Consider the following 26,252-nt stretch of genomic DNA (forward strand, 5'->3'; position numbering starts at 1 on the left):
CGGGGCTCCTCAAGCATTAATCCGGTCCGCAGTTTAGCGTATTCCGGATCGATTGGGGCGTTCGCGCGCGGAGGCGGGCGCGACGATCCTTTGCGGGAAAGTCACGCGCGGTTATAGAGGCGGTATGACCATGGCATCGACCACCGCGCGTCCGACCGGCCCCTATCTCTCCGTCGCCAGCCTCGTGGCCGCGATGGCCTTCATCGCGCTGGGCAACGGGCTGATGGCGAGCTACGTGCCGGTTCGCCTCGATCAGGCGGGATTGGACCAGCGTTCGGTCGGTCTCGTGGTCACGGCCTATGCGGCGGGGATGTTGTTGGGCTGTCTGCTGTCCGGCTATCTGGTACGGCGCGCGGGCCATGTGCGGGCCTTCATGACGCTCGCCGCCATGGGCACGATCTCGGCCCTGCTGCTCGCCCTTCACACCGATCTGGGCAGTTGGAGCGGCCTGCGCCTCGTCAGCGGCTTCTGCACGACCGGTATGTTCATGGTGGCGCAAAGCTGGCTCAACGCCGTCACCGCCAGTGGCTGGCGCGGTCGGGTGATGGCGCTGTTCTATGTCTGCTACACGGTCGGCCTCGCGGGGGGCGCGCTGCTCATGGGGCGGGTCGATATCGCGGGGTCGTCGGCGTTGATGCTGATGGCAGGGCTCTACGCGGCCGCGGTCATCCCGGTCGGCATGACGCGATTGCGGCAACCCGCCCCGCCGGAACGGATATCGGTGCGGCCGCTTAGCGTCTATCGCATCTCGCCGGTCGGGCTGGTGGGGGCCTTCGTCTCCGGCGGACTCGGCATGACGATGATGGGGGTGGGGCCGATGTACGGCACCGCCATCGGGTTGGAACCGGCCGCGATCGCGTTGCTGATCGCGGCGTTGCAGGGCGGCAATCTGGTGATCCAATGGCCGCTCGGCGCGCTCAGCGACCGGATCGACCGGCGGCTCGTGATCCTGGCGGCGGGCGGCGGCATCTCGGTCGTCAGCCTCGCCATCGCGCTCGGCGACGATGCGCTGGCCGGCGGGTTGTTCTGGCTCTTGCTGGGGTGCTTCGCGGTGTGGGGCGGGCTCGCGGAATCGCTCTATACGATCTCGACCGCCCATACCAACGACCACACCGATCCGGACGACCATGTCATGGTGTCCTCCACGATCCTGATCGTCTGGGCGACGGGCGCCACCGTCGGGCCGGCGGTCGCGACGGTGGCGCTGGAGCTGGCGGGGCCGCCCGGCCTGTGGGCCTTCTTCCTGGCGGAGGCGGTGCTCTTCACCCTGTTCGTGCTCTGGCGGCGCGGCCGCCGGGCGGAGCCGTCGGAAAGCGATCAGGAAAGCTTCCAGGGCTGGCCCGCCGCCACGCCGCCGATCCCGGAATGGAACCCCAACGCCCCGGACGAGGGGGGCGAGGCGAAGGCGCCTAGCCCCGGTCCCGATCGGTCCTGAGCGGCCAGATCACCGCGAGGCCCGCCACCAGGAAGATCAGGATCGTCGCCATGCCGGCACGCTGGCTCATCGCCCAGGCGGTGACCCACCCCACGATCAAGGGCCCCATGAAGGCCGTCGCCTTGCCGGACAGGGCGTAGAGGCCGAAGAACTCCGTGCGCAGTTCCGGCGGGGCGATATGCGCCATCAGCGATCGGCTCGCCGCCTGGGCTGGCCCCAGGAAGGCGCCGAGCGCGAGGCCCAGCGCCCAGAAAGCCCCCTCGTCCGTCACCACCAGCATGCCGGCGCCGAGGATCGTGATCGCGCCGACCGAGATCAGGATCACGCGCTTCGGCCCCCAGCGGTCGTCCAGGAAGGCGAAGGCGACGGCGCCCAGTCCGGCGGTGACATTGAGGCTGGCGCCGAAGATCAGCACCTCCTCCTGCGCCATGCCGAAGGTGCCGGCGGCGTAGATGCCGCCGAAGGCGAAGAGGGTGTTCAGCCCGTCGGTATAGAGCATGCGCCCGATCAGGAAGCGCGCCACGCCCCGATAGTCCCGGATCCGGCGGAGGGTGTCGCGCAGCGCGGCGAGGCCGCGCACGATCGCCCGGCCCGCCGGCATTCCGCGCGTCGCCGGCCGGTCGGGCGTCATCAGGAAGAGCGGCAGGCAGAAGACCGCGATCCACAGCGCGGCGACGACGGGCACGGCGCGCACATGTTCCGCCCCCTCGCGGGAGAGGCCGAACCAGGGGTCCTCCGCGCCGACGAAGCCGACGAAGCAAAGCCCCAGCGCCGCCAACCCCCCGACATAGCCGAGTCCCCAGCCCCAGCCGGAAACCCGGCCCAGCATCGCGCGCGGCGCGATTTCCGGCAGCATGGCGTTGTAGAAGACCATGCCCAACTCGAACCCGATCGTGCCGAGTCCCGCCATCAGCAGCGCATAGAAGGCCCAGTCGGCGGAAGGCTCCGCGAACCAGAGCAGCGCGGTGGGAACGACCGTCAGCACCGTCATCGCGGCCAGCCACGGCTTGCGCGCGCCGCCGAAATCCGCGATCGCGCCCAGGAGAGGCCCGGTCAACGCGATCGCCAGCGCCGCGAGACCGGTCATCAATCCCCACTGCGCCGTGCCTTCCTCCGGCGTGTCGGCGATGCCTTGCGTGAAATAGGCGGCGAAAACGAAGGTCGCGATCAGCGTGGGAAAGGCGGAATTGGCCCAATCATAGAGGCACCATCCAAGGATTGCGCGGCGCCCGGCGGCGGGCCGCTCGCCCGGTGGCGCGGATCGGGGAGGATCGGAATGGGCCATGCGCGGTCGTCTCTCCCCTTCGATGCGGGTATGCGGTCCCTTCGGCGCGGCGTCATGGTGGTCAAGTCCGGGCGGTCGGGTCAAACTGTTGCCCTTACCGTAGACTGCGGGCGCGTCGCCCGCCAGTGCGCCCGGAACCGAATCGAAGAGGGAGGGATTCGTCCATGCTCATCACCACCACGGACGGCGTCGAGGGACGCCGGATCATTGCCTATAAGGGCATCGTCAGCGGCGAGACGATCCTGGGCGCCAATATCTTTCGGGATTTCTTCGCCGGTATCCGGGATATCGTTGGCGGTCGCTCCGGCGGGTACGAGAAAGTGCTGGCCGACGGCAAGGAAATGGCGCTGGAGACGATGCGGGAGAAGGCGGAGGCGCTCGGCGCCAACGCGATCGTCGCCGTCGACCTCGACTATGAGGTGCTGGGCGAGAAGAACGCGATGCTGATGGTGGTCGCGAACGGAACGGCGGTCGTGCTCGAATAACTGGCCGCCGTCAGAATCGGATCATGGCGGCCGCGGCGATCGGCCCGGCCGCGCCGTCCTGCAGAAAAACCGCGACGCCGCCATCGCCGGTCACCGAATCGGCCGGCACGATTCGAGAGAGCCTTCCGCCCGTCCAGGGGCCGAGCGGGACGAGCGCGCGCACGATATGGGCGCTTTCCAGGGTCCGCCCGCGATTCTCGCCGGCGCCTACCCGTGTCGCGTGGCGCCGGTCGAAGCCGATCAGCAGCAGCCGAAAGCTCTCCCCCGGGGCGGGACCGGGACCGTCGACGCGGATGCGATAGCCTCGGCCCGCCACCAGGTCCAGCGAGAGGTCGGGGGCGGTTCCCTCGGCCCGCGACAGGTCGTGGCGTCGGCGCGCCGCCGCCATTCGGGCCTCGACCGCGTCGCGACGCGAGCCGACCGCGTGATCGGCCCCGTCGATCACAATCTGCGGCGTATAGACATAGGGTTGATCGAGGGCGCGGGCATAGGCGCGCTGGCGCGCCGTGAAGGCGGGGTCGGCGAACGGGTCCTTCCAGCCGATATAGTCCCAGTAATCGACGTGGAATTCCAAGGCGATCACCCCGGGACGTCCGGCCAATTCGGCGAGGAAGTCTTCCGTCGGCGGACAACTGCTGCAGCCCTGGCTGGTGAAAAGCTCCACCGCGACCGGCCCGCTCGGTGCGTCGCCTTTCCCAATGTTCGGCTGGGTGGTGGCCGGTTTGGCGGCGGACGGTTGGATGGCGGCCAGGAAGAGCGCCAGGAAGAGAGACGGGACGGGGAACATGCGCGCCGCCGCGGCGGGGGAGGAGGGGGGCCGGTTCTTTCGGGCGAAGCGGATCATGCATTGGAGCATGATCGGTTCCCCGTTCACCCTCGAATCAAATGCGGGTGACTCGCGCGCGATCGTCTGGAGTTGCGCCCCGGCTTTCCGGAACCCGATAAAGAGAAACCCCGCGAAGGCGGTTGCCGTCGCGGGGTTTCCGAGAAAGTGGCGGGCCGGGTAGCCCGCCGAAGTCTGGTGTCGTCGTCAGTCCAGGACGATCTCCACGCGGCGGTTCTGCGGCTCGCGCACGCCGTCGCCGGTGGCGACCAGCGGCTCGGTCTCGCCGCGGGCCTGGGTCTCGATGTCGCCGTCGAAGCCGAGCCCGACCACTTCGGTCCGGACGGCATCGGAGCGACGCTGCGAGAGCGCCATGTTGTAGCTCGACGCGCCCGAGGTATCGGCGTGGCCGGTCAGCACGATGCGGGCGACGTTCCCGGTCTCGGCATAGCCGACGGCCTGACGCAGCACGTCCATGGCCTCCGGCGTCACGACCGAGCTATCCCAGTCGAAGAAGACGATGAAGTTGCGCACGATCTCCGGTTCCGGCTCCGGCTCGGGGGCCGGGGCGGGCTCCGGCGCGGGCGCGGGTTCCGGCGCGGCCGCGGGCTCCGGCGCGGGCTCGGGTGCCGGCTTCGGCTCGGCGAAATTGAAGCGCAGGCCGACGGTGAAGGTATGCGTCTCGTACTGGGCCTTGTAGGTCTGGCCAGCGGCGGAATATTCGCCGTTCGCCGCGACGAGGAAGTTGTACTGCCCCGTCAGGTCCAGGTTCTGCGTGATCGCCGCGCCGGCACCCAGGATAAGCTGACCGGCCGGCACGAGGTCGCTGTCGTCGACCGTGGCGCCGTTGATCGGGCTGACCCCGTCGACGGTGACGTGCGCGAGACCGATACCGGCACCGAAATACGGCGTCACGGAGGGGATCAGGCCCTCGATGTCGTAGAGGCCGTTGAGCATCAGGGTGGTCGCCTTGAACTCGCCGGTCGCGGTGGCGCCGCTGATCGAATCGACATCGTTCATGCGGTGGCCGAGCTCAAGCTCGCCGCGCAGCGGGCCCGCGGCGTCGTAACCGACCGAGAACAGGCCGGCGGACGGCAGGTTGTCGTCGAACTCCGCGCCGCCCTCGTAGCCGCCGCCATGGATATCGCTATCCATCGGGGCGTTGTAGCCGAGACCGATCCCGACATAGTAGCCGGGCGCGTCCTGCGCCGTGGCCACGCCAGCGAACGTGGTGAGTCCCATCACCGCGGCCGCGGCCGCGATCCCGAAAGATTTCGACGCGGCGTGCGTCGTGCTTCGCATGGTGGCCAGAAAAGACATCGTGTTCCTCGCGTTATCCCGTCTTGAGCCCATTGGCGCCGGCGCTTTCCCGGTTTCAGGTGTGCCCACGACGCCTGCCCGTTTTCCCGACCCCTCGAAGCGACCCGCGGCGGCATCCTTGCTTTAAGGACTGCGCGCCGCGCCCGCCGCAGAGGCGCCGCGTGAACCGAATGCGGGGACTATATAGATAGCGATAGTTCCCACTCCACGTTCCTTAATGCCCGATGGCCGCGTGCTTGTCGAGTATCATGCGGTGTTTCCGGCCGCGACGGACGGTGGGTTGTTGCATTTTTGCACTGCAATGCCGCGCGGGTCCGACCGGCCGCGCCCAGCAGGGGGGCGGCGCGCTCGAAAGCGGGCCGGAACGGGCGGAAATGGCGTCCGAGGCGGCTTGCCCCCGCGGGTTCGGCCCTGCTATACGGCCATGCGCGTGGCGGCACCCGGGCGCCGCGAGGCGGTCGGGGGCATGCCACCCGGAACATGACGGGCTGGCGGCGGCGGGGACGACCCGCCCCGGGCCCGCTATATCAGGTCCGATTTATCAGGTCGCTTACCAGGTCATAGTCACCGGATATCGAGATATCGAGCCGAATGGGAACCGTGAGCGCCGCCGTCGTCCGGCCTGGGACGAAATGTCGGCGTGGCGAGGAATGAGGAGCCGATAATGGCCGCCGAGGATTACGTCGTTAAGGACATGTCGCTGGCCCCGTGGGGTCGCAAGGAGATCGAACTGGCCGAGGTCGAGATGCCCGGCCTGATGGCGACCCGCGAGGAATATGCCGATTCGCAGCCGCTCAAGGGCGCGCGGATCGCGGGATCGCTGCACATGACCATCCAGACGGCGGTGCTGATCGAGACGTTGACCGCGCTCGGCGCCGAGGTGCGTTGGGCCTCCTGCAACATCTACTCCACGCAGGACCATGCCGCCGCCGCGATCGCGGAGAGCGGCGTGCCGGTCTTCGCCGTCAAGGGCGAGAGCTTGGAAGACTATTGGGAATACACCCACCGCATCATGGAATGGGGTGACGGCGGCGCGCCGAACATGATCCTCGACGATGGCGGCGACGCCACGATGCTGCTGCATCTCGGCATGCAGGCGGAAAAGGACCCGAGCGTCCTGGACAAGCCCGAGAACGAGGAGGAGCGCGCCGCCTTCGCCGCGATCAAGAAGCGCCTCGCCGAGAAGCCGGGCTGGTACGAGAAGACCGCCAAGGAAATCCAGGGCGTGACCGAGGAGACCACCACGGGTGTTCACCGCCTCTATCAGATGGCCAAGGACGGCCGCCTGATGTTCCCGGCGATCAATGTCAATGATTCGGTCACCAAGTCGAAGTTCGACAACAAGTACGGCTGCCGCGAGAGCCTGGTGGACGCGATTCGCCGCGCGACCGATGTCATGATGGCCGGCAAGGTCGCCGTCGTCGCCGGCTTCGGCGATGTCGGCAAGGGGTCGGCCGAGAGCCTGCGTCAATCCGGTTGCCGCGTGCTGGTCACCGAGGCCGACCCGATCTGCGCCCTGCAGGCCGCGATGGAAGGCTATGAGGTGACGACCATGGAGAATGCCGCGCCGCGCGGCGATATCTTCGTCACCGCGACGGGCAATGTGGATGTCATCACGGTCGATCACATGCGCCAGATGAAGGACCGAGCCATCGTCTGCAACATCGGGCACTTCGACAGCGAGATCCAGGTCGAGGCCACGAAGAACTTCAAGTGGACGAACATCAAGCCGCAGGTCGACGAGATCGAGTTCCCGGACGGCAAGAAGATGATCCTGCTGGCCGAGGGCCGGCTGGTGAACCTCGGCTGCGCCACCGGCCATCCGAGCTTCGTGATGTCGGCGAGCTTCACCAACCAGGTGCTGGCGCAGATCGAGCTGTGGAAGAACAACGCCGACGGCCAGTACAAGAAGGACGTCTATGTTCTGCCGAAGCACCTCGACGAGAAGGTCGCGGCGCTTCATCTCGACAAGGTCGGTGCCGTTCTGACCCAGCTCAACGCCAAGCAGGCGGCCTATATCGGTGTCGAGGCGAACGGTCCGTTCAAGCCGGATACCTACCGCTACTAAGCGCTTGACGAGCGTTACGGGGACCGTCGGCGCACCGTGATCGGCGCGCCGGCGGGCCTCTTCCCATCCGTGCTTTCTTCGCGCCCCTTGCGCAGCCGGCGAGAATCGCTGTTCGCGATTCGCTTCGTCCCGCTGTACAAGGGGCGCGATGCTTTCGTACCATTGTCCCGATCGTCCGCCCGATCGCCCCCTGATCGCCCGGGGGGGAATGCCGGGGGGTGCCGGGGGAATGCGCGGGGGATGACGCGCGGTTGTCGCGGTCGGACCGGTCGGGGTGGGTCGGTTATCGGTGCTGGGCCGAGGGGAGGAGAATTGCGATGGAGCCAGTCGGCGTCGCCGCTGTCGCGCTCGCCTCCGCGCTCGCCGGCGCGATGGCGGGGGCCGCCGCCTTGCGGTTGAGCGCCCGGCAGGCCGCCGCGCGCGAACGCGCCGCCGCGGCCAGACTTGTCGAAAGCGCGCCGGTCGGCCTCTGGTATCTCGACGGTCCGCGTGGGCGGCGATGGATGAACCCGGGCGCCGCCGCGCTTCTGGGCTTGGCCGAGGGGGGCGATGCCGCGCCGGCGGTCGTCCTGGCCCTGATCGAGCCGACGGATCGACGGACGCTTTCCGAGGATATCGACGCCCTGCTGGGCGAGGGACGCCCGTTCGAGCGCCGGGTCGCGACCGCCGACGGATCGCGTCATTTTCATCTGACCGGACGGCGTGTCGCCGACGATAGCGTCATCTGGTTCGTCGATTGGGCGGAAACCGCCCGCCTCACGGCCGAGGTCGAGTCGGTAACGAGCCGCCTTCGGGCCCGGACCGGCGTGATCGATGCGTTGCCCTGGCCCGTCTGGTGGCGTGATCCGGCGGCGGACCCGTTGCTCGCCGGATGCAATCGCGCCTATGCCGCGTTGATGGAAACCGACCCGCATCGGGTTCTCGCCGAGGCGATCGAACTCGGCGGCGCGCGCGGGGTCGATCTGGCGCGCCGTGCCGCGCGCACCGGTGTCGCCCAGAGCGAGAGCCTCCATGTGGTCAGCGGCGGTGAGCGGCGACTGATCGATCTGACGGAATCGCCCAACTCCCAGGACCCGGGCGGGCTCGTCGGTTATGCCCGCGACGTCAGCGCGATCGAGGCGATGCAGGAAACACTGGGCGAGCATATCGCCGCCCATGGCGAGGTGCTGGAGCGTCTCGGCGCCGCGATCGCGATCTATGCCGCCGACCGGCGCATGACCTTCTATAATTCCGCCTTCGTTTCCATGTGGGGATTGCCGCCGGACCGGCTGGATCAGTCACCCTTGCTGGGCGAGGTGCTGGAGATGAAGCGCGAGCGGCGCGTGCTGCCGGAGATGGTCGACTTCCCCGCCTTCAAGCGTCAGCGCGACCGGCTCTTCACATCCCTGATCGAACCGCAGGAGGAACTGCTGCATCTGCCGGACGAGCGCACGGTGCGGCTCTCCGTTTCCCCGCATCCGCAGGGCGGGCTGCTCTTCGTCTATGAGGACGTCACCGACCGCGTGGCGCTGGAGCGCTCCCACAACACCTTGACGGCGGTTCAGCGTCTGACCCTCGATTCGCTTTACGAGGGGGTGGCCGTCTTCGGCACGGACGGTCGTCTGCGGCTTTTCAACGACGCCTTCGCGCGGCTTTTCTCTCTCGAACCGGCGTGGCTCGCCCGGCAACCGCATGTCGGTGAGATCGCCGACGCCTCGCGCATGCAATTGCCGGATGTCGGGGATTGGGAGCGTGAGAAATCGCGGATCGTCCTGGCGGTGAGCGAGCCTAAGGCGCGTCAGGGTCGGATGGACACGAAGGATGGGCGCACCATCGATTTCGCCTATGTCCCCCTGCCCGACGGGCAATGCCTGCTGCTTTATTTCGATGTCACCGACACGGTCAGGGTCGAGCGCGCGCTGAAGGAACGCAATGCGGCGCTGGAGAACGCGGATCTACTGAAATCCCAATTCATTTCCTCGATCTCCTACGAACTGCGGTCCCCCTTGAACGCGATCCTGGGCTTCACCGAATTGCTCCGGGAAGAGCTCTTCGGTCCGCTCAACGACCGTCAGCGCGAGCAGGTCGGCCATATCCATGCCGCCAGTCAGGATTTGGCGGGGCTGATCAACGACGTCCTCGATCTCGCGGCGCTTCAGGCGGGTTATCTCGCGATCGAACGGCGTCCGGCGGCGCTCCGTTCCCTGTTGGACGAGACCGTCTCCGGGGCGAGCGGCGATGTCGAGCGGCGTGGGGTCATCCTGGACTATCATGTCGACGGATCGCTCGGCACGGTCGTGGGGGACGAGCGGCGGCTGCGTCAGGCGATCGGCCGGGTGCTTTCCAGCGCCATCGCCTACACGCCCGCGGGCGCCCATGTCGCGGTTAGCGGGGGAAGCGAGGAGGGCGAGGACGCGGCGCGTATCACGATAACGGACCCCGGGCACGGGCTGGTCGCGAGCGACGGCCTCTTCGAGCCGAGCGGCGCCCGTCAGGAACCCGCCGGCCGCATGACCGGAGCGGGGGTTGGGTTGGCCCTGTGCAAGAATATCATCGAACTTCATGGCGGCGTCCTGACCGTCGAGATGGCGACCGAGGACGAGGTCGGGCGCATCACGATGCTGTTGCCGACGAGAGGCGTCGACGACGAAGGCCCGGGGAAGGGGCGAGGGAGCGCGGCCCGGAGCCGTGACGACCAGCCGCCGGCCGGGGCGGGCCGGCCGGCCCCCCGGTCGATCGCCCGCGCCACGCGGGGGAGCGCGCCGGTCGCCGCCAATGTGAATTCGGGCCCGGACGATCACACGTGATAAAGGCGCTTACCCTTTTCCTGGCCTTTCAACTCGTGGGCGAGACGGCGGCCCGCGCGTTGCAATTGCCCGTGCCGGGGCCGGTGCTGGGCATGGCGCTCCTGCTGGCGGTGTTGCTGGCGCGCGGTCGATTGAAACCGGATGCGGCGCCGGTGCCCGATTGGCTGGGCGAGACGGCGGACGGCATGCTCAAGCATCTTTCCCTGCTGTTCGTTCCGGCCAGTGTCGGGCTGGTGCAGCATATCGACCGGTTGGAACGCGAATGGGTCGCCATCGGCCTCGCGCTGGTGGTCAGTACTGTGGCGGCGATCGCGGTCGGCGCCTTCACCTTCGTGGCGGTCGCGCGGCTGACCGATCATCGCGCCACCGGCGACGAGTTGAAGGGTGGGGGCGGGTCGTGATGGCCGCGCCCGCCGATATCTGGGTCTACCTCTCCGAGACCCCGCTTTTCTGGCTGACCATGACCCTCATCGCCTATGGCATCGGCCATTGGTGCTTCGAGCGCAGCGGGGCCAGCCCGATCGTCAATCCGGTCGCGATCGCGGCCGCGCTGCTGATCGCCCTGTTGCTGGTCACCGGCACGGATTACCAGACCTATTTCGACGGCGCGCAGTTCGTTCATTTCATGTTGGGGCCGGCGACGGTGGCGCTCGCCCTGCCGTTGATCCGTAACCTGCCCCGTGTCCGGGCCGCCCTTATCCCGATGCTGGCGGCCCTGATCGCGGGGTCGGTGACGGCGGTGGGCTCGGCCGTGGCGGTCGCCTACGCGATCGGCGTCGGCCCGGTGACCCTGTTGTCGTTGGCGCCGAAGTCGGTCACCTCGCCCATCGCCATGGGCATCGCGGAGGCGATCGGCGGTCTGCCCTCGCTTACCGCCAGCATGGTGGTGGTGACGGGCATCGTGGGCGCGGTCTGCGTCACGCCGCTGCTCAACGGCCTGGGTTTGCGCGATTGGCGGGCGCGGGGCTTCGCCGTCGGTATCGCGGCCCATGGGCTCGGCACGGCGCGGGCGTTCCAGGTCAATCAGATCGCGGGTGTCTTCGCCGCGATCGCGATGGGGTTGAACGGCATGGTGACGGCGTTGCTCGTGCCGTTGCTGACGCTACTCCTGCCCGGCTGAGGTCCCGGACGGAGGGCTGTCCTTGCGTCCCTCGCGCGAGAAGACGCCGCCATGGACATGGGCCGCCGGCGGCGCGGTCGGACCGCCCGCGGCGACGGGCCGCTCGGCGAAGCGGCCCCGGCTCAACATCCGGTCATAGAGCACGAGCGCCAGCGCCACATTGACGTTGAGGCTGAAGGCGGTCGGAATCCGCACCACGTGATGGCATCGGGCCAGCAGCTCCGGCGTGAGGGAACTGCGCTCGCTCCCCAGCACATAGGCCGCGCGCGCCGGGTGGCGGAAGCTCGGCAGAGGAACCGCGTCCTCGGTCAGTTCTATCCCGACCAATTGGCAGCCGCGCGGCAGGTCCAGGGCGGCGGGTTCCGACACCTCCCACAGCGGAATGCTGCCGGCGGTGTCGGCGGTATCGGTCTTGCGGATTTGGGCGAGATTGACATCCGCCCCGATTCCGAAGAGGAAATGCGCGCCGAAAGCATGGGCCGTGCGGAAGATCGCGCCCGCGTTGCGTGGCTTGGACAGACGCTCCACCCCAACGCCGAAATATCCCCGCATCGCTTCTCGCCTCGACATGAATTCCGCCGTGTCCGCTTCCCCGGCCCCCGCATGAGGCGCCTTCGGAAAGGCGTCACGGCCCGTTCTTGCAACGCCTCCGCCCAGGAGGCAAGGTCCAACCGGGAGGGGCGCGGCACGCGCCCACCCCATCGAGGAACACTCAAGATGCCGCATGACAGCGAGGCAACCGGCCCGGACGGGATCAATCCGCTGACCGTGGAGGTCACCCGGGGCGGCATCGTGGAAAGCCGCCATCGCGGCGCGGCGGCGATCGTCGATGCGCGCGGCCATATCCAGGCCGCCTGGGGCGACATCCAGCGCCCGGTTTTCCCACGTTCCGCGATCAAGGCGATTCAGGCCCTGCCGCTGGTCGAGACGGGGGCGGCGGACGCCTTCGGCTTCGGCGCGCGGGAACTCGCGATCGCGTGTGCTTCCCATAACGGGGAGGCGCTTCACGTCGAGACCGTGACCGGCATGCTGACCGCCGTCGGACTGGACGAAAGCGCCCTGGAATGCGGCGGTCACTGGCCCTATAGCGAGGCCGACGCCCATGCCCTCGCCGTTCAGGGGCGGGCGCCGGACCAGCGGCACAACAACTGTTCCGGCAAGCATGCGGGGATGCTGGCGCTCGCCCGCCACCTGGGGGTCGAGACCAAGGGTTATACCGATCAACGCCATCCCGTGCAGCAACGCGTCATGGGCACGATGGAGATGCTGACGGGTCTGGACCTCGGGCGCGCGGCGGTCGGGATCGACGGTTGCTCGGTTCCGACTTGGGCTATTCCGTTGGAGAATCTCGCCTTCGCCTTCGCGCGTCTGTGCACCGGAGAGGACCTGCCGGACGACCGCGCGGAGGCCGCCCGGCGCCTGATCGCCGCCTGTTTCCGGGAACCTTTCATGGTGGCCGGCACGGATCGTTTCTGCACCGATTTCATGACCGCGACGGCCCCCCGCGTCTTCGTCAAGACGGGGGCGGAGGGTGTCTTCTGCGCCGCCGTGCCGGAATATGGCCTCGGCGTCGCGTTGAAATGCGACGACGGCGCCGGCCGCGCGGCGGAGGTCATGCTGGTCAATATCCTGCGCACCGTCGGCGTGCTGGATGATGTGCCGGACGAGACGGTGCGCCGCTTCATCGAGATCGGGATCGAGAACCGGCGCGGCACCGCCGTCGGCACCATCCGCCCGGCGCATGGCTGGCTCGCCTTCTAGAGCATGAACTGAAATCGAGATCGGTAAGGCGTGGGAGACGGATCGGGAATGCGCGCGCTGCGGGTCACGGGAACGGAGGGGCTTTCAAGCCTCGCCCTCGACGAGATCGCGCCGCCGGGTGAGCCGGGCGAGGGCGAGGTGCTGATCGATGTCGCCGCCGGGGCGCTGAATTTCGCCGATCTGTTGATGCTTCAGGGGCGCTATCAGGAGATGCCGGCCCCGCCCTTCACCGCCGGGTTGGAGTTATCCGGCGTCGTCGCGGCGGTCGGCCCGAAGGTCGACGGCGTCTTCGTCGGCGACCGGGTGGCGGCCCATGCCGGACACGGTGCCTTCGCCGAGCGGGCGATCGTCAAGGATCATGCCTGCCTCAACCTGCCGCCCGACCGGGACCTCGCCACGGCGGCGGCCCTGCCGGTGGCCTTCGGCACGGCGCATGTGGCGCTGACCCATCGCGCCCGGCTTCGCGCGGGGGAGTTGTTGTTGGTGACTGGTGCCGGCGGGGGCGTCGGGCTCGCCGCCGTGGCGCTGGGCAGGGCGCTGGGCGCGACGGTGATCGCGGCCGCCTCCGGTCCGGAGAAGCTGGCGGTGGCGGAACGATACGGCGCCGCCTTCACGATCGATTACGAGCGGGAGGACCTGCGCGCGCGGGTGAAGGCGATCGCGGCGGATCACGGCAGGACCGGATGCGATGTGCTGTTCGATCCGGTCGGCGGCGCCCTGTTCGAGACCGCGATGCGCTGCGTCGGGTTCGAGGCGCGGTTGATCGTCATCGGCTTCGCCGCGGGCGATATCCAGAAGATTCCCGCCAATCTGCTGCTGGTGAAGAATATCGACGTCGTCGGTTTCTACTGGGGCGCCTATGCCGCGCGCGACCCGAATATTCATCGCGAATCCTTTCGCGCGCTGCATGGGGTGATCGAGGCGGATGGCCTTTCGCCCCATATCGGGGCGCGCTTCCCGCTCGCCGAGGCGGCGGAGGGCTATCGCCTGCTTGAAAGCCGGCAGGCCGCCGGCAAGATCCTGATCGATATCGCGGATATCCGATGACCCAGAGCGACGATCCGTTGGACGCCCTGCGCCGGCAGTACGAGGCGCTGCCCTATCCCGACCGCGACCCGGCGGAGGAGGCGCGGCGACTCGTCACCGGCTCCCCCAGCCATTGGCCGGAGGTGGTGCATCACCTCTTCGCCGGGCGTCCGCCCGGCGGGACCTTGCGCATCCTGGTCGCGGGGTGCGGTACGGGCGATGCGCTCACCATGCTGGCGCAGCAGACGGCGGATGCCGGGCTTGATGTGGAGATCACGGCGCTCGACCTTTCCGAAGCCTCGATCGCGATCGCGCGTGCCCGGATCGAAGCGCGGGGCCTGGAGGCACGCGTGCGCTTCATGCGGCGATCCCTGCTGGAAGCGCCGGAGATCGCGGCCGCCGAGGGGGGCTTCGACTACATCGATTGCTGTGGCGTGCTGCATCATCTGAGCGAGCCGTCGGCGGGCTTCCGTGCCTTGGCCGAGGCGTTGAAGCCGCGCGGCGGTCTCGGTCTGATGGTCTATGGCGAATTCGGGCGCACCGGCGTCTACGAGATGCAGGAGGCCCTGCGCGCCCTGATCCCAGGGGATGCCGCGCCGGTCGACCGGGCGGCGGCCGCGCGCGCCGTGCTGGACCATCTGCCGGAGACCAACCGGCTGCGCTGTAATCCCCTGATCAAGGATCATCTCGATTCGGATGCCGGGCTCTTCGATCTGCTGCTTCATTCCAGCGACCGGGCCTATCGCGCCGATACCCTGATGGCGGAGATGGAGGGGGCGGGACTGCGGCATGTGTGCTGGATCGATCCGCTGCGCTACGACCCCGCGCTCTATCTCCCGGAAGGGCAGGCGCGGGACCGCGCGGCGGCGCTGCCCCCGGCCGGGCGCGCCGCGCTGGCCGAGGCGCTCGCCGGCAATATGCGAAAGCACATCGCCTATGCCGTGCGCGCCGACCGCCCGGACGACCCCCGGGCCCGCATGACGCCGGAGGCCGTGCCGGTGTTCCGCGACGCGGCCACGATGCGGACCTTCCACGCCATGCCGGAGGGCGCGCCCAGCCTGCCGATCACGATCGACGGCCTGTCGCTTCACCTGCCATTGCCGGGGGAGGCCGCCCCGCTGCTGCGCGCCATCGACGGCAAGCGCGGATTGGAGAAGATCCGTAAGCAGCTTCCCGACCGTCCCGACAAGGCCACCTTCAAGCGGCGCTTCGAGGCGGTGTTCCAGCCGTTGAACGGTTTCTCCAAGCTGTTCCTGCGGCGGTAGACGGTCGAGGGAGATAGGGCCGACAAACAGGGCCGACGAATTGGGACGGGCCGTTATTTCGGCTGGCGGCGGCCGCTGGGTTTCTTCGCGGCCGATTTCTTGAAGGGGCGCGGCGGCTTGGGGCCCTTGGCGCCGCTCGTCCCGCCCGCATTCTTCCCGCCGCCCTTATGCGGGCGAAGCTGGCGGATGGTCTCGACCAGCTCGTCGCGTTCGAAGCTCAGATCCTCGACCTGGGCGGGGTCCTCGGTGTGGGCGAGCTGGCGCTTAAGCGCATCCACCACCTTGGACAATTCGTCGGCGACCAGCCCGCGCGCGCCGGCGGGCGGGTTCTCCAGCACCACCTCCTGGTCCATCATCAGGTCGGCGAAGGCGTCCGGGTCGCGCCGGCCGAGATCGACGAGTTGGGCGTCGAGATCGACCCAAAGATCCTCCCACAGATCGTAGAGGGCCTTGAGCGCCCCGCCCCCACCCTTGCCGGAGCGAGGGGAGAAGCCCGCGCGTTCCAGCGTTTCCTCCATCTGCACCATGAGGCGGACGAACTGCCAGACGTCGAGATGGAGATCGGTGTGCGTATCGGCCATCGCCGGAATCCTCGTTTGGGAGACTGCTTTTGGGAGACTGCGCACGCCGGGCTATAGCAGGTGGGGGCGGTTGTCTCCAGCCCGCGCCGCGGCTCGCGGGCGTTCCCGGAGGCGCGCGATTTCTCGCAACCGTAAGCGAAGCGTCGTCGTGCTGTCACATGGCGCCTCTAAACCTATCCGCTAACGTCGGCGTCGCGTCCATTCTAGGCCGGCGCCGCGCAGTCAAGGGACCGATCTGGATAATGGCCGATATCGCCGCCGACACTTCCGACGCGCTGAGCAGCGACCCCTTCGCCCGGCTCCTCGACGGGCTGGAGCGCGAGAGCGGGGAGCGCCAGCAAATCGACCTGCTGAAATTCGTCATCGACCGGGTGGGGCTGGCCGTGCTGCGCGCCATGACGACGGGCAGCGCCGCGACGATCGAGGCGCCGGACGCGGAGACGGCGCGTTTGCTGCGTCTCGCCCTGGCCGAAACATCGGCCGCCCGGCCGACGGACCGGCTCGTCACCGTGGTCTCGGAGCCCCGGGGCGCCGAAAAGGGGGCGCGGGCATGACCGAGCATTGGGAAGTCCAGGAAGCCGTAGATTGGGTCGAGAACGCCTTCGGCGAGATCGAGGACGAGGTCGCGCGCTGGCGGCCGCTCGCCTGGTTGCGCGCGCTGCTCGCCGCCATGCCCCGCCCGGCCGCTTTCCGGGCCGGCTGACCGGCGCGTCATTTTTCCACCAGCCAGGGTTTCACTTGCCCCGACCCGTCCGGACGGGTTGAACTTCGTCGGATTCCGATGAAGGGCGAGGGCGAGCGATGAGCACGCGCAAGGCGGTCTGTCTCGCGCTGCAGGGCGGCGGGTCCCACGGGGCCTTCACCTGGGGCGTGCTGGACGAAATCCTCAAGGACGGGCGGATCGAGATCGAGGCCGTCTCCGGCACCTCGGCCGGCGCGATGAACGCGGTCGTGCTGGCCGATGGGTTGGCCGACGGCCAGCGCAAGGTCGACCGCGACCGGGCGCGCGACGGGCTCGACCAATTCTGGCGGGCGGTCGCGGACGCGGCGCGCTTCAGTCCGATCCAGCGCACGCTGCTCGACCGGGTGATGGGGGACTGGACGCTCGACCATTCTCCGGGCTTCGCGCTGTTCGACCTGATGGGGCGGATCGCCTCGCCCTATATGTTCAATCCGCTCGACCTCAACCCGTTGAAGCCCATCCTGGAGGATGGGGTCGATTTCGACCGGGTGGCACGCTGCCAGGGGCTGCGGCTTTTCCTGTCCGCGACCAATGTGCGCAGCGGACGGATCGAGTTGTTCGAACGGCACGAGATCACGGCCTCCCATGTGCTGGCGAGCGCCTGCCTGCCCTTCCTGTTCCAGGCCGTGGAGATCGGCGGGGAAGCCTATTGGGACGGCGGGTACATGGGCAATCCGGCGCTCTTTCCCTTCTTCCGGTCCTGCTACACGGACGACATCCTGATCGTGCAGATCAATCCGATCGCGCGCGACCGGGTGCCCCGCACGGCGCGCGAGATTCAGGAACGGCTCAACGAGATCACCTTCAACGCCAGCTTGTTGCGGGAATTTCGGTCGATCGAATTCGTCGCCCGGCTATTGCGGCAGGAGAAGCTCGATCCAGCGAGCTACAAGCATGTGCTGCTGCACATGATCGGCGACCAGACGGCGCTGGCCCCGCTCGGCGCGTCGTCGAAGCTGAACGCGGAATGGGATTTCCTCGTCCATCTGCGCGACGCCGGACGCGCCGCCGCCAGAAGCTGGCTGGCGGCGCATTTCGACGATATCGGCGCGCGGACCACCATTCCCCTGCGCGACATCATCGACGGGACGGCCGATCTCTGAGGAGCGGTCGAACGCATCGATGGGATGAGACTTTCGAGCCCGGCCGATGCGCTTTCTGTTGCGCGCCGAGCGGAAATCGGCGACCCCTTTCACAGGCCGTTTTCCAGGGGAGACAACCGCCCATGCGCGAGATCGACGCCGCCGTCTGCCGGGCTTTCGGAGAGCCGCTCACGATCGAGCGGGTGCGCCTGGCCGACCCCGGGCCGGGGGAGGTCCTGGTCAGGTTGAAGGCCTGCGCCATCTGCCATTCCGACATCCTGTTCGCGGAAGGCGCGTGGGGTGGCGATCTGCCGGCCGTCTACGGGCACGAGGCCGCCGGGATCGTCGAGGCGGTCGGCGACGGTGTCGAGCGGTTGAGGCCCGGCGACCATGCGGTGGTGACGCTGATCCGGTCCTGCGGCCATTGCCATTACTGCGGCCAGGGCCGGCACACGGCCTGCGAGACGGAATTCCCCCTCGACCGGGAGACGCCGCTGCATGGCGGCGCGGCGGGGGAGGAGGCCCTTATCCACGGCCTGCGCACGGGCGGGTTCGCGGAATATGTGACGGTCGATGCCAGCCAGGCGGTCGTGATCCCCGACGACGTGCCGCTGGACAGCGCCAGCCTGCTGGCCTGCGGGGTGATCACCGGCTATGGCGCGGTCACCAACACCGCGCGCTTGCGTCCGGGCGAGACGACGGCCGTCATCGGCTGCGGTGGTGTCGGCCTCAACACGGTGCAGGGAGCGGCGCTCTCCGGCGCGTCGGCGGTGATCGCCCTCGACACGGTCGAGGAGAAGCGCGCGGCGGCGCTGCGTTTCGGCGCGGGCGCCGCCATCGACGCCGCCGCGAAGGATGCGGTGGAGCAGGTGCGCGCGCTGACCGGCGGGCGCGGGGTGGATTACGCCTTCGTCACCGTCGGGGTGAAGCCGGCGATCGACCAGGCGATGCGCCTCATCGGCAAGACCGGGGCGGTGGTGCTGGTCGGCATGCCGCCGTCCGGCGTGTTCGCGGAAATCGATCCGGGCACGCTCGCCGCCTATTCCCAGCGCATTCTCGGTTCCAAGATGGGGGAGGCGCGCGTCGCCGTCGATATCCCGGCGCTGGTGGCGCAATATCGCGCGGGGCGCCTCAAGCTCGACGAGTTGATCTCCAACCGCTATCCGCTGGCACGGATCAACGAGGCCATCGCGGAGGTGCGCGCCGGCCGCGTGTTGCGCAACGTGATCGTCTTCGACTGAACGGGAGGGGCGCATGCGGATCCAGGATCTGGAAACCTTCGTCGTCGGCAATCCGCCGCCGGGCTTCGGCGGGCGGTATTTCCTGTTCGTGAAACTGACGGCCGACGACGGCACCGTCGGCTATGGCGAGGTCTATGCCGCGAGTTTCGGCCCGAAGGCGCTGGTCGCGATGATCGAGGACGTCTTCGCGCGCCACCTCCAGGATCACAGCCCGTTCGAGACCGAGCGCTTCTTCCGCGCCTGCCACGGCAGCGGCTTCAGCCAGCGCCCCGACCCCTCCATGATGGGCGTGGCGAGCGGGCTGGAGATGGCCTGCTGGGATATCGTCGGCAAGGCGCTGGACCGGCCGGTGCGTGAACTGATCGGCGGCACGGTGCATCGCCGCTTGCGCGGCTACACCTATCTCTATCCCGGGCCGGCGGAGGACCCGGCGACCTTCTATGCCGATCCGGACGCCTCGGCGGCCCGCGCGGCGGAACTGGTGGCGGAGGGTTTCACCGCCCTCAAGTTCGATCCCGCCGGCCCCTATACCCAGTTCGGGCCGCACCAGCCGGACATGGCGATCCTGGACCGCTCCGAGGCGTTCTGCGCCAAGGTGCGCGCGGCCGTCGGCGACAAGGCCGACCTGCTGTTCGGCACGCACGGGCAGTTCACCCCCTCCGGCGCGAAGCGCCTCGCCCGGCGGCTGGAGCCTTATGATCCGCTTTGGTTCGAGGAGCCGATCAGCCCCGAGATGCCGGAGCATATGGGCGCCGTCGCCGCCGCCACCAGGATTCCCGTCGCGACGGGGGAGCGCCTGACCACCAAATGGGAATTCGCGCGCGTGCTGCGCAGCGGCGCCGCCAATATCCTGCAGATGAATCTGGGCCGCGTCGGCGGCATCCTGGAGGCCAAGAAGATCGCCGGCATGGCCGAGGCCTATGCCGCCCAGATCGCCCCGCATCTCTATTGCGGGCCGATCGTGGGGGCCGCGAACATCCAGATCGCGGCGGCGAGCCCGAATTTCCTGATCCTGGAGGGGATCGGCAAATGGGACGGCTTCCACGCCGATATCCTGAAGACCCCGATCCGCTGGGAGGACGGCCATGTCATCCCGCCGGACGCCCCCGGCCTCGGCGTTGAATTGAACGAGGATGTCGCCCGTGCCCACCCCTATGAGGGCGAACGGCTGCATCTGGAGATGCAGCCCCAGCCCTTCGATCCCGCCCGCGACGGCTTGTTCGCCGGCGGGTGACCGGCCCCCGTGTCCTACCGCTCTTTGTCGGCCTTAAGGGATGCTTCCCGGGCGGCCCGCGCCACCATCTGTTCCCGGCGCGCGGTATAGAAGGCGGCGCCGGCGATCAGCGCGGCGCCGGCCCAGGTGATCCAGTCCGTCACCTGTCCGAAGGCGACCCATCCCAGCAGCGCCGCGAAGGGCAGGCGGCTATAGTCGAAGGGCGCGATGATGGAGGCGTCGGCGCATTCGAAGGCCTTGGAGAGGAACATCTGACTGACCGCCGCGATCCCGCCCATGGCGAGCCCCAGAAGCCAGATGTCCCACCCGATCGGTTGCCAGACGAGCGCCGCCGGCACCGCCGTGAACAGGGTGAGCAACACGGAGTTGTAGAGCACGATGCGCTGCGTCGGCTCCGTGCGGGTCAGCGCCTTGACCGAGAGCACGGCGCACGCCATGCCGGCCGCGCCCATCAGGGCCCAGAGCGCCCCGCCCTCCACCGGCACCATGCCGGGCCGCACGATGACGATGACGCCGACGAAGCCGATCAATACCGCGCTCCACCGACGCAGGCGCACGACCTCGCCCAGGATCAGGGCGCTGCCGATGGTGGCGAACAGCGGCGCGGTGAAGGTGATCGCCGTCGCCTCCGACAGGGGCAGCGTGGCCAGCGCGGTGATCCAGCCGATCACGCCCGTCGTCGCCGCCAGCCCGCGGACGAGATGCAGCCCCGGCTTGACGGTGGCGAGCCAGCGCCACCCCTCGCGAAAGACCGTGGGCGCGACGATCGGCAGCATGACGGCGAGTGCGAAGATGCTGCGCAGGAAGGCGATCTGCAGGCTCGGCACGCCGAGGTCGGAGACATGGCGCACGACGCCGTTCAGGCAGGTGAACAATATCGCCGCCGTCGCCATCAGGGCGGCGCCCAGCATCGGCTGATTTCGAGGCTTCGGCGCGAAGTCGGGCAGCGCGCTTTCCACGGCGTCGGGCGCGCGGTGGGCCCGGTGGGCATGATGCGCGCCTCGGTCGTTGCCGCCGTGCTCTCCGGCCTCGTTCGACGATGTCACCTGTAAAGCGTCCCGATGGGTATGCGGTCGCGGGGCGCCGCCGGCTTCTTGGCGGACCCCGGACATCGTGCTATCCCGAGGCGGTTGGGCGCGCAAGCCCGCCTGGCGATGAAACAGCTTTGCCGACCGAGCGAAAACGACCCACCAGACATCCGGGAGACGCCCCGCCATGAGCCAACCGCTCTGGACGCCATCCAAGGACCGTATCGAGAATGCCAACCTGACCCGCTTCATCCGGCAGGTGAACGACAGGCACGGGCTGTCGCTTTCCGGCTATGGCGATCTCTGGTCCTGGTCGATCGAGCACATGGAGGATTTCTGGGTCGCCTTCTGGGATTTCGCCGGAATCATCGCGGAAACCCGGGGCGAGCGCGTGCTGGTCGATGGCGACAAGATGCCGGGCGCCCGCTTCTTCCCCGATGCGAAGTTCAATTTCGCCGAGAACCTGCTGCGCCGTCGCGACGACACGGACGCGCTGGTCTTCCGCGCGGAGGACAAGGCCGAACGTCGGATGAGCTGGAACGCGCTGCACGACGCGGTCTCGCGCCTTTCCCAGGCGCTGCGGGCGGCCGGGGTGAAGCCCGGTGACCGGGTCGGCGGCTATGTTCCCAACATGCCGGAGACGACGGTCGCCATGCTGGCGGCGAGCGCGGTGGGCGCGATCTGGACCAGTTGCTCGCCCGATTTCGGCAAGCAGGGCGTGCTCGACCGCTTTGGCCAGTCGGAGCCGAAGGTGCTGTTCGCCTGCGACGGCTATTTCTATAACGGCAAGAGCCACGACACGCGCGGCAAGCTGGCCGAGATCCTGGCCGAACTGCCGTCGGTGGAGCGGGTGGTGATCCTGCCGTTGCTGGAGGCGGCGCCCGACGTCTCCGCCGTGCCGAAGGCGGTGACGCTCGCCGATTTCGTGGTCGACCATCCGGCGGGCGAGATCGATTATGAGCGCATGGACTTCAACGCGCCGCTCTTCATCATGTATTCCTCCGGCACGACCGGGGCGCCGAAATGCATCACGCACGGCGCGGGCGGCACGCTGCTCAATCAGTTGAAGGAGCATCTGCTGCATTGCGACGAGAAGCCGGGGGACCGCGTCTTCTACTTCACGACCTGCGGCTGGATGATGTGGAACTGGTTGCAGACGGCGCTGGCGGCCGAGGCGACGCTGATGCTCTATGACGGCTCGCCCTTCGCGCCGGACGGCAATGTGCTGTTCGACTATGCCGATGCGGAGAAATGGACGCTCTTCGGTACCTCGGCGAAATATCTCGACGCGCTTTCCAAGGGCGGCTATCGGCCGAAGGACACGCACGACCTGTCCAGCGTGCGCGCGATCTGCTCCACCGGCTCTCCGTTGGCGCCGGAGGGGTTCGACTATGTCTACGACGCGATCAAGCAGGATGTGCAGCTTGCCTCCATCGCGGGGGGCACCGACCTGCTCGCCTGCTTCATGGCGGGCGATCCCACCGGCCCGGTCTATCGCGGGGAAATCCAGCGCCGGTGCCTCGGCATGGCGGTCGAGGTGTTCGACGACGACGGCAAGCCCGTACGCGGGGAGCAGGGGGAACTGGTCTGCACCAGGCCCTTCCCCTCCATGCCGCTCGGCTTCTGGGGCGACGAGACGGGCGAGCGTTATTTCAACGCCTATTTCGCGACCTACCCCAATATCTGGACCCATGGTGATTTCGTCGAGTTGACGGCGCATGACGGGATCATCGTCTATGGCCGCTCCGACGCGACGCTCAATCCGGGCGGGGTGCGTATCGGCACTGCCGAGATCTACCGTCAGGTGGAAAGCTTCGAGGAGGTGCTGGAATCCATCGTCATCGGTCAGAAATGGGACAATGACGTGCGCGTCGTCCTGTTCGTGCGCATGCGCGGCGGGCACGCGCTGACGGACGATCTGGTCGACGCCATCAAGAAGCGCGTGCGTGCCAACTGCACGCCGCGCCACGTGCCGGCCAAGGTGATCGCGGTTAAGGACATTCCGCGCACGCGCTCGGGCAAGATCACGGAACTGGCCGTGCGCGACATCGTCCATGGCCGCCCGGTCAAGAACAAGGAAGCGCTGGCCAATCCGGAGGCGCTGGAGGAATACCGCGACATCGAGGCGCTGCGATCCTGACGGGTCCGTGCGGTCGGTCCGCGACGGCGTGCAGTTCGCACCGGCTGGATTTGACGGGCCGCGCGCGCTACATCGGCGGTCGAAGGATAATCGCCGTGGGAGTGCCGAATGGCCGATCTTGAGTGTTTCGCCGCGCGCGCCGACAAGAAGACGCTCGCGCTCGTCCCCCTCGACAAGAAGACGCTGGCGGATTGGCGCGCGGGGGCCGGCGCCGCCCACGATGCCTGGGTCGCGCGCGCGGGCTTCACGGCGAAGGCGGGCGCGGTCCTGCTGTTGCCCGGCGCGGGCGGCGAGCCGGAGGCGGCCCTGCTCGGCGTCGAGGGCGCGACGGACCACTGGTCCTGGGGCGCGGCCGCGGCCGCCCTGCCGGAGGGGCGCTATCGGCTGTCCGGGGACGGGGTGGCGGTCGATCCGACCGGGGCCGCGCTCGGCTGGGCGCTCGGCAGCTATCGCTTCACCCGCTATCGGAAGAGCGAGGAGAGCCTCCGCGAACTCGTCTGGCCGGACGGCGCGGACAAGGCGGCGGTCGATAGCATCGCGCGCGCCGTCCACCTTGCCCGCGACCTGATCAACACGCCGGCCGGCGACATGGGGCCGGGCGAGTTGGCGAACGAGGCCCGCGCCCTTGCCCGCGCCTTCAAGGGCCAGTGCGACATCACCGTCGGCGATGATCTGCTGCGGGACAATTTTCCGATGATCCATGCGGTCGGCCGCGCCTCCTCCCGCGCGCCGCGGCTGATCGATCTGACCTGGGGCAGGGCGGGCGATCCGAAAATCACCATCGTCGGCAAGGGGGTGTGCTTCGATACCGGCGGCCTCGACCTCAAGCCGTCGGGCGCCATGCTGATGATGAAGAAGGACATGGGCGGCGCGGCGCAGGCGCTGGCCGTGGCGCGGATGGTGATGGCGGCGGAGCTTCCGGTGCGGCTGCGCGTGCTGATTCCGGCGGTGGAGAACAGTGTCTCCGGCGATGCCTTCCGGCCGATGGACGTCCTGCCCTCGCGCAAGGGGCTGACGGTGGAGATTGGCAATACCGACGCGGAAGGACGCCTCGTCCTGGCGGACGCCCTGGCGCTCGCTTGCGAGGAGGAGCCGGAGATGCTGATGGACTTCGCCACCCTGACCGGCGCCGCGCGCGTGGCGCTGGGGACGGAGGTGCCGGCGCTGTTCTGCAACGACGACGTCCTGGCGGATGCCCTGGCCGATTGCGCGGCGGCCGTGCGCGACCCGTTGTGGCGCATGCCGCTGGTCGATGACTACGACAGCCAGTTGGACAGCAAGGTGGCCGATCTGAACAACGCGCCGCCCGGCGGCTATGGCGGGGCGATCACGGCCGCCCTCTTCCTGCGCCGCTTCGTCGATCCGGGCATTCCGTGGTTCCATATCGACGTGATGGCCTGGAACACCAAGACCAAGCCCGGCCGTCCGGAAGGCGGGGAGGCGCAGAGCCCCCGCGCCGTCTTCGAGATGCTGCGCCGCCGCTACGGCTGAGGCGGGCGCGTCATCGAACTTCGGATGCAGTTGCGTGACGATACGGGCCCCGATGCCCGTTGCACCCCGATTCGAATCACCCTAGCTTTATCTCGTTATCGAAATGACCAAGGCGGTTTCCGGGGCGATTCTCCGACCATGATCGAGCTTACATCCAATCAGGCCCTCAGCCTCTGGCACGGCGCCATCGCGGAAAGCGTGCGCCGGGAGGGGCCCGATCTCTCCGCCCGGCAGATGGCCGTGCTGCTGACGATCTATCTGGGGGAGCCGCCGCATACCGTGCGCGGCTTGGCGGAGGCGCTCAATGTCGCGAAGCCGGCGGTGACCCGCGCGGTCGATAGGCTTTCCGAACTGGGCCTCGTGCGCCGCAAACCGGACGATCAGGATCGGCGCTCCGTCCTGTTGCAGCGGACGGTGAAGGGCTCCGTCTTCCTGACCGAATTCGCCGATATCGTCGCCAAATACGGGCGCGCCGCCTGACCGGTCCGCTCTAGGCGGCGTCTGCATTTAGGGGATTCCCTTCTTTCCCGAATACTGATTCAAGGTCGCAAACAGGAGGCGATCTTGAGCAGACGAACTTTGAGCGACGCGCAGTGGGCTCGTATTGAGCAGCTTGTTCCCGGGAAGGCCGGCGACCGGGGTCGAAGTGGAGCGGACAACCGACTTTTCATCGACGCCGTTCTTTGGATGGCGCGCGGCGCCTCCCCGTGGCGTGATCTTCCTCCAGAGCTGGGCAAATGGCGCAGCGTGCATTCGCGGTTCCGTCGTTGGACGCATGCCGGCGTTTGGGAGAGTCTTTTCAAGGCGTTGCGCAAGGACCCCGATTTCGAATACGTGCTGGTGGATGCAACGATCTGCAAAGCGCACGCCGATGCCAGCGGCGAAAAAGGGGGGCTGAAGCTCACGCGCTCGGCCGCTCCAAGGGCGGATTGACCACGAAGATCCACGCCAGCGTCGATGCGCTCGGCCTGCCGATCCGGTTCACGATCACACCCGGCCAATGGGGCGACTGCCCGCAAGCGCGCGGACTGATCGAGGGGCTGGAGGGCGTCTCCCATGTGATCGCGGACGCGGCTTATGATGCCGATCATTTGCGGGACTTCATCGCCACGGAGCTAAGCGCCACCGCTCAGATCAAGCAAAACCCGACGCGCGCCGTCCGGCATCCGATCGACTGGACGCTCTACAAAGAAAGACACCTCGTGGAGTGTTTCTTCAATCGCATCAAACGGTTCCGACGGATTGCCCTGCGCTGCGAAAAGACCATCAGCTCCTTTACAGCTTTCGTGAACATCGCATGCGCTATGGCATGGCTCTCCTAAATGCAGACGCCGCCTAG

23 protein-coding genes and 1 pseudogene are annotated in these 26,252 nt (G+C 68.2%); 18 read left to right on the forward strand and 6 right to left on the reverse strand.

What is annotated here, in order from left to right:
* The first annotated feature begins 130 nt into the window (after nt 1-130).
* Nucleotides 131-1,435, forward strand: a complete 1,305-nt coding sequence (locus KAJ83_RS16500; RefSeq protein ID WP_210683210.1) for an MFS transporter — start codon at nt 131-133, stop codon at nt 1,433-1,435.
* Here the strand turns inward: KAJ83_RS16500 and KAJ83_RS16505 are convergent.
* A complete protein-coding gene (locus KAJ83_RS16505; protein ID WP_210683211.1) occupies nt 1,410-2,720 on the reverse strand; it encodes an MFS transporter in 1,311 nt (436 codons plus the stop codon). The genes KAJ83_RS16500 and KAJ83_RS16505 overlap by 26 nt on opposite strands.
* Before the next feature lie 164 nt (nt 2,721-2,884).
* Here KAJ83_RS16505 and KAJ83_RS16510 point away from each other — a divergent pair, with 164 nt between their 5' ends.
* A complete protein-coding gene (locus KAJ83_RS16510) occupies nt 2,885-3,205 on the forward strand; it encodes a heavy metal-binding domain-containing protein (protein ID WP_210683212.1) in 321 nt (106 codons plus the stop codon).
* Nucleotides 3,206-3,215: 10 nt separating this feature from the next.
* Here the strand turns inward: KAJ83_RS16510 and KAJ83_RS16515 are convergent, their stop codons facing one another.
* Nucleotides 3,216-4,061 carry a DUF1223 domain-containing protein gene (locus KAJ83_RS16515; protein WP_210683213.1) on the reverse strand — a complete coding sequence of 282 codons (846 nt, stop codon included), beginning with the start codon at nt 4,059-4,061 and terminating at the stop codon, nt 3,216-3,218.
* 174 nt (nt 4,062-4,235) lie between these two features.
* Complete coding sequence (locus tag KAJ83_RS16520; protein WP_210683214.1) at nt 4,236-5,348, reverse strand: OmpA family protein; 1,113 nt, start codon at nt 5,346-5,348, stop codon at nt 4,236-4,238.
* A gap of 664 nt (nt 5,349-6,012) precedes the next feature.
* Here KAJ83_RS16520 and ahcY point away from each other — a divergent pair.
* From ahcY to KAJ83_RS16540, 4 genes are all read left to right on the forward strand, one after another.
* The gene (gene ahcY, locus KAJ83_RS16525; RefSeq protein WP_210683215.1) at nt 6,013-7,416 is read left to right on the forward strand and encodes an adenosylhomocysteinase; all 1,404 of its coding nucleotides are present in this window, start codon (nt 6,013-6,015) and stop codon (nt 7,414-7,416) included.
* 317 nt (nt 7,417-7,733) lie between these two features.
* Entirely contained in the window at nt 7,734-10,202 is a 2,469-nt protein-coding gene (locus KAJ83_RS16530; protein ID WP_210683216.1) for a PAS domain-containing sensor histidine kinase, read from the forward strand.
* Nucleotides 10,199-10,603: a CidA/LrgA family protein gene (locus KAJ83_RS16535; protein WP_210683217.1), complete on the forward strand. Its 405-nt coding sequence runs from the start codon at nt 10,199-10,201 to the stop codon at nt 10,601-10,603. The genes KAJ83_RS16530 and KAJ83_RS16535 overlap by 4 nt, the downstream gene beginning before the upstream one ends.
* Nucleotides 10,603-11,322 (forward strand): LrgB family protein, encoded by a 720-nt coding sequence (locus tag KAJ83_RS16540; RefSeq protein ID WP_210683238.1) that lies wholly within the window; start codon nt 10,603-10,605, stop codon nt 11,320-11,322. The genes KAJ83_RS16535 and KAJ83_RS16540 overlap by 1 nt, the downstream gene beginning before the upstream one ends.
* Here KAJ83_RS16540 and KAJ83_RS16545 read toward each other — a convergent pair.
* On the reverse strand, nt 11,305-11,874 hold the full coding sequence (locus tag KAJ83_RS16545) for an RNA methyltransferase (RefSeq protein ID WP_210683218.1): 570 nt from the start codon (nt 11,872-11,874) through the stop codon (nt 11,305-11,307). The two genes, KAJ83_RS16540 and KAJ83_RS16545, sit on opposite strands and share 18 nt — an antisense overlap.
* A 165-nt stretch (nt 11,875-12,039) precedes the next feature.
* On the opposite strand from KAJ83_RS16545, the gene KAJ83_RS16550 reads away from it, so the two are divergent.
* The 3 genes from KAJ83_RS16550 to KAJ83_RS16560 are packed head-to-tail and all read left to right on the forward strand — an operon-like array spanning nt 12,040 to nt 15,374.
* The gene (locus tag KAJ83_RS16550; protein WP_210683219.1) at nt 12,040-13,083 is read left to right on the forward strand and encodes an asparaginase; all 1,044 of its coding nucleotides are present in this window, start codon (nt 12,040-12,042) and stop codon (nt 13,081-13,083) included.
* A gap of 48 nt (nt 13,084-13,131) precedes the next feature.
* Nucleotides 13,132-14,130: an NADPH:quinone oxidoreductase family protein gene (locus KAJ83_RS16555; protein ID WP_210683220.1), complete on the forward strand. Its 999-nt coding sequence runs from the start codon at nt 13,132-13,134 to the stop codon at nt 14,128-14,130.
* Complete coding sequence (locus tag KAJ83_RS16560; RefSeq protein ID WP_210683221.1) at nt 14,127-15,374, forward strand: class I SAM-dependent methyltransferase; 1,248 nt, start codon at nt 14,127-14,129, stop codon at nt 15,372-15,374. Before KAJ83_RS16555 ends, KAJ83_RS16560 begins: the two co-directional genes overlap by 4 nt.
* Before the next feature lie 53 nt (nt 15,375-15,427).
* Here the strand turns inward: KAJ83_RS16560 and KAJ83_RS16565 are convergent, their stop codons facing one another.
* Complete coding sequence (locus tag KAJ83_RS16565; RefSeq protein ID WP_210683222.1) at nt 15,428-15,955, reverse strand: hypothetical protein; 528 nt, start codon at nt 15,953-15,955, stop codon at nt 15,428-15,430.
* Between the two features lie 242 nt (nt 15,956-16,197).
* Here KAJ83_RS16565 and KAJ83_RS16570 point away from each other — a divergent pair, with 242 nt between their 5' ends.
* The 5 genes from KAJ83_RS16570 (at nt 16,198) to KAJ83_RS16590 (ending at nt 20,254) form a co-directional block, all read left to right on the forward strand.
* Entirely contained in the window at nt 16,198-16,509 is a 312-nt protein-coding gene (locus KAJ83_RS16570; RefSeq protein WP_210683223.1) for a hypothetical protein, read from the forward strand.
* Nucleotides 16,506-16,658: a hypothetical protein gene (locus tag KAJ83_RS16575; RefSeq protein ID WP_210683224.1), complete on the forward strand. Its 153-nt coding sequence runs from the start codon at nt 16,506-16,508 to the stop codon at nt 16,656-16,658. The genes KAJ83_RS16570 and KAJ83_RS16575 overlap by 4 nt, the downstream gene beginning before the upstream one ends.
* Before the next feature lie 98 nt (nt 16,659-16,756).
* Nucleotides 16,757-17,800 (forward strand): patatin-like phospholipase family protein, encoded by a 1,044-nt coding sequence (locus tag KAJ83_RS16580; protein WP_210683225.1) that lies wholly within the window; start codon nt 16,757-16,759, stop codon nt 17,798-17,800.
* A gap of 122 nt (nt 17,801-17,922) precedes the next feature.
* Nucleotides 17,923-19,020 (forward strand): Zn-dependent alcohol dehydrogenase, encoded by a 1,098-nt coding sequence (locus tag KAJ83_RS16585; RefSeq protein ID WP_210683226.1) that lies wholly within the window; start codon nt 17,923-17,925, stop codon nt 19,018-19,020.
* Between the two features lie 13 nt (nt 19,021-19,033).
* Nucleotides 19,034-20,254 carry a mandelate racemase/muconate lactonizing enzyme family protein gene (locus KAJ83_RS16590; RefSeq protein ID WP_210683227.1) on the forward strand — a complete coding sequence of 407 codons (1,221 nt, stop codon included), beginning with the start codon at nt 19,034-19,036 and terminating at the stop codon, nt 20,252-20,254.
* A 14-nt stretch (nt 20,255-20,268) separates the two neighbouring features.
* Here KAJ83_RS16590 and KAJ83_RS16595 read toward each other — a convergent pair whose 3' ends face one another.
* Nucleotides 20,269-21,300 carry a DMT family transporter gene (locus tag KAJ83_RS16595; RefSeq protein ID WP_210683228.1) on the reverse strand — a complete coding sequence of 344 codons (1,032 nt, stop codon included), beginning with the start codon at nt 21,298-21,300 and terminating at the stop codon, nt 20,269-20,271.
* Between the two features lie 169 nt (nt 21,301-21,469).
* Here KAJ83_RS16595 and KAJ83_RS16600 point away from each other — a divergent pair, with 169 nt between their 5' ends.
* The 4 genes and pseudogenes from KAJ83_RS16600 to KAJ83_RS16615 all read left to right on the forward strand — a co-directional run bounded on the left by KAJ83_RS16600 (nt 21,470) and on the right by KAJ83_RS16615 (nt 26,235).
* Nucleotides 21,470-23,422: an acetoacetate--CoA ligase gene (locus KAJ83_RS16600; RefSeq protein ID WP_210683229.1), complete on the forward strand. Its 1,953-nt coding sequence runs from the start codon at nt 21,470-21,472 to the stop codon at nt 23,420-23,422.
* A 108-nt stretch (nt 23,423-23,530) separates the two neighbouring features.
* Nucleotides 23,531-24,913, forward strand: coding sequence for a leucyl aminopeptidase family protein (locus KAJ83_RS16605; RefSeq protein ID WP_210683230.1), 1,383 nt, complete (start codon nt 23,531-23,533; stop codon nt 24,911-24,913).
* Between the two features lie 138 nt (nt 24,914-25,051).
* The gene (locus KAJ83_RS16610) at nt 25,052-25,393 is read left to right on the forward strand and encodes a MarR family transcriptional regulator (protein ID WP_210683231.1); all 342 of its coding nucleotides are present in this window, start codon (nt 25,052-25,054) and stop codon (nt 25,391-25,393) included.
* A 99-nt stretch (nt 25,394-25,492) separates the two neighbouring features.
* A pseudogene (locus tag KAJ83_RS16615) lies at nt 25,493-26,235 on the forward strand (IS5 family transposase).
* Nucleotides 26,236-26,252 lie beyond the last annotated feature (17 nt).

It is taken from the genome of Marivibrio halodurans (genome assembly GCF_017963645.1).
GTDB classification, from domain to species: Bacteria; Pseudomonadota; Alphaproteobacteria; order UBA8366; family Aestuariispiraceae; genus Marivibrio; species Marivibrio halodurans.

Bases quoted from the DNA above. Each gene is read 5' to 3' on its own strand.
- KAJ83_RS16500 (WP_210683210.1), top strand. From the start codon at position 131: ATGGCATCGACCACCGCGCGTCCGACCGGCCCCTATCTCTCCGTCGCC.
- KAJ83_RS16505 (WP_210683211.1), bottom strand. From the start codon at position 2,720: ATGGCCCATTCCGATCCTCCCCGATCCGCGCCACCGGGCGAGCGGCCC.
- KAJ83_RS16510 (WP_210683212.1), top strand. From the start codon at position 2,885: ATGCTCATCACCACCACGGACGGCGTCGAGGGACGCCGGATCATTGCC.
- KAJ83_RS16515 (WP_210683213.1), bottom strand. From the start codon at position 4,061: ATGCTCCAATGCATGATCCGCTTCGCCCGAAAGAACCGGCCCCCCTCC.
- KAJ83_RS16520 (WP_210683214.1), bottom strand. From the start codon at position 5,348: ATGTCTTTTCTGGCCACCATGCGAAGCACGACGCACGCCGCGTCGAAA.
- ahcY (WP_210683215.1), top strand. From the start codon at position 6,013: ATGGCCGCCGAGGATTACGTCGTTAAGGACATGTCGCTGGCCCCGTGG.
- KAJ83_RS16530 (WP_210683216.1), top strand. From the start codon at position 7,734: ATGGAGCCAGTCGGCGTCGCCGCTGTCGCGCTCGCCTCCGCGCTCGCC.
- KAJ83_RS16540 (WP_210683238.1), top strand. From the start codon at position 10,603: ATGGCCGCGCCCGCCGATATCTGGGTCTACCTCTCCGAGACCCCGCTT.
- KAJ83_RS16545 (WP_210683218.1), bottom strand. From the start codon at position 11,874: ATGCGGGGATATTTCGGCGTTGGGGTGGAGCGTCTGTCCAAGCCACGC.
- KAJ83_RS16550 (WP_210683219.1), top strand. From the start codon at position 12,040: ATGCCGCATGACAGCGAGGCAACCGGCCCGGACGGGATCAATCCGCTG.
- KAJ83_RS16555 (WP_210683220.1), top strand. From the start codon at position 13,132: ATGCGCGCGCTGCGGGTCACGGGAACGGAGGGGCTTTCAAGCCTCGCC.
- KAJ83_RS16560 (WP_210683221.1), top strand. From the start codon at position 14,127: ATGACCCAGAGCGACGATCCGTTGGACGCCCTGCGCCGGCAGTACGAG.
- KAJ83_RS16565 (WP_210683222.1), bottom strand. From the start codon at position 15,955: ATGGCCGATACGCACACCGATCTCCATCTCGACGTCTGGCAGTTCGTC.
- KAJ83_RS16570 (WP_210683223.1), top strand. From the start codon at position 16,198: ATGGCCGATATCGCCGCCGACACTTCCGACGCGCTGAGCAGCGACCCC.
- KAJ83_RS16575 (WP_210683224.1), top strand. From the start codon at position 16,506: ATGACCGAGCATTGGGAAGTCCAGGAAGCCGTAGATTGGGTCGAGAAC.
- KAJ83_RS16580 (WP_210683225.1), top strand. From the start codon at position 16,757: ATGAGCACGCGCAAGGCGGTCTGTCTCGCGCTGCAGGGCGGCGGGTCC.
- KAJ83_RS16585 (WP_210683226.1), top strand. From the start codon at position 17,923: ATGCGCGAGATCGACGCCGCCGTCTGCCGGGCTTTCGGAGAGCCGCTC.
- KAJ83_RS16590 (WP_210683227.1), top strand. From the start codon at position 19,034: ATGCGGATCCAGGATCTGGAAACCTTCGTCGTCGGCAATCCGCCGCCG.
- KAJ83_RS16600 (WP_210683229.1), top strand. From the start codon at position 21,470: ATGAGCCAACCGCTCTGGACGCCATCCAAGGACCGTATCGAGAATGCC.
- KAJ83_RS16605 (WP_210683230.1), top strand. From the start codon at position 23,531: ATGGCCGATCTTGAGTGTTTCGCCGCGCGCGCCGACAAGAAGACGCTC.
- KAJ83_RS16610 (WP_210683231.1), top strand. From the start codon at position 25,052: ATGATCGAGCTTACATCCAATCAGGCCCTCAGCCTCTGGCACGGCGCC.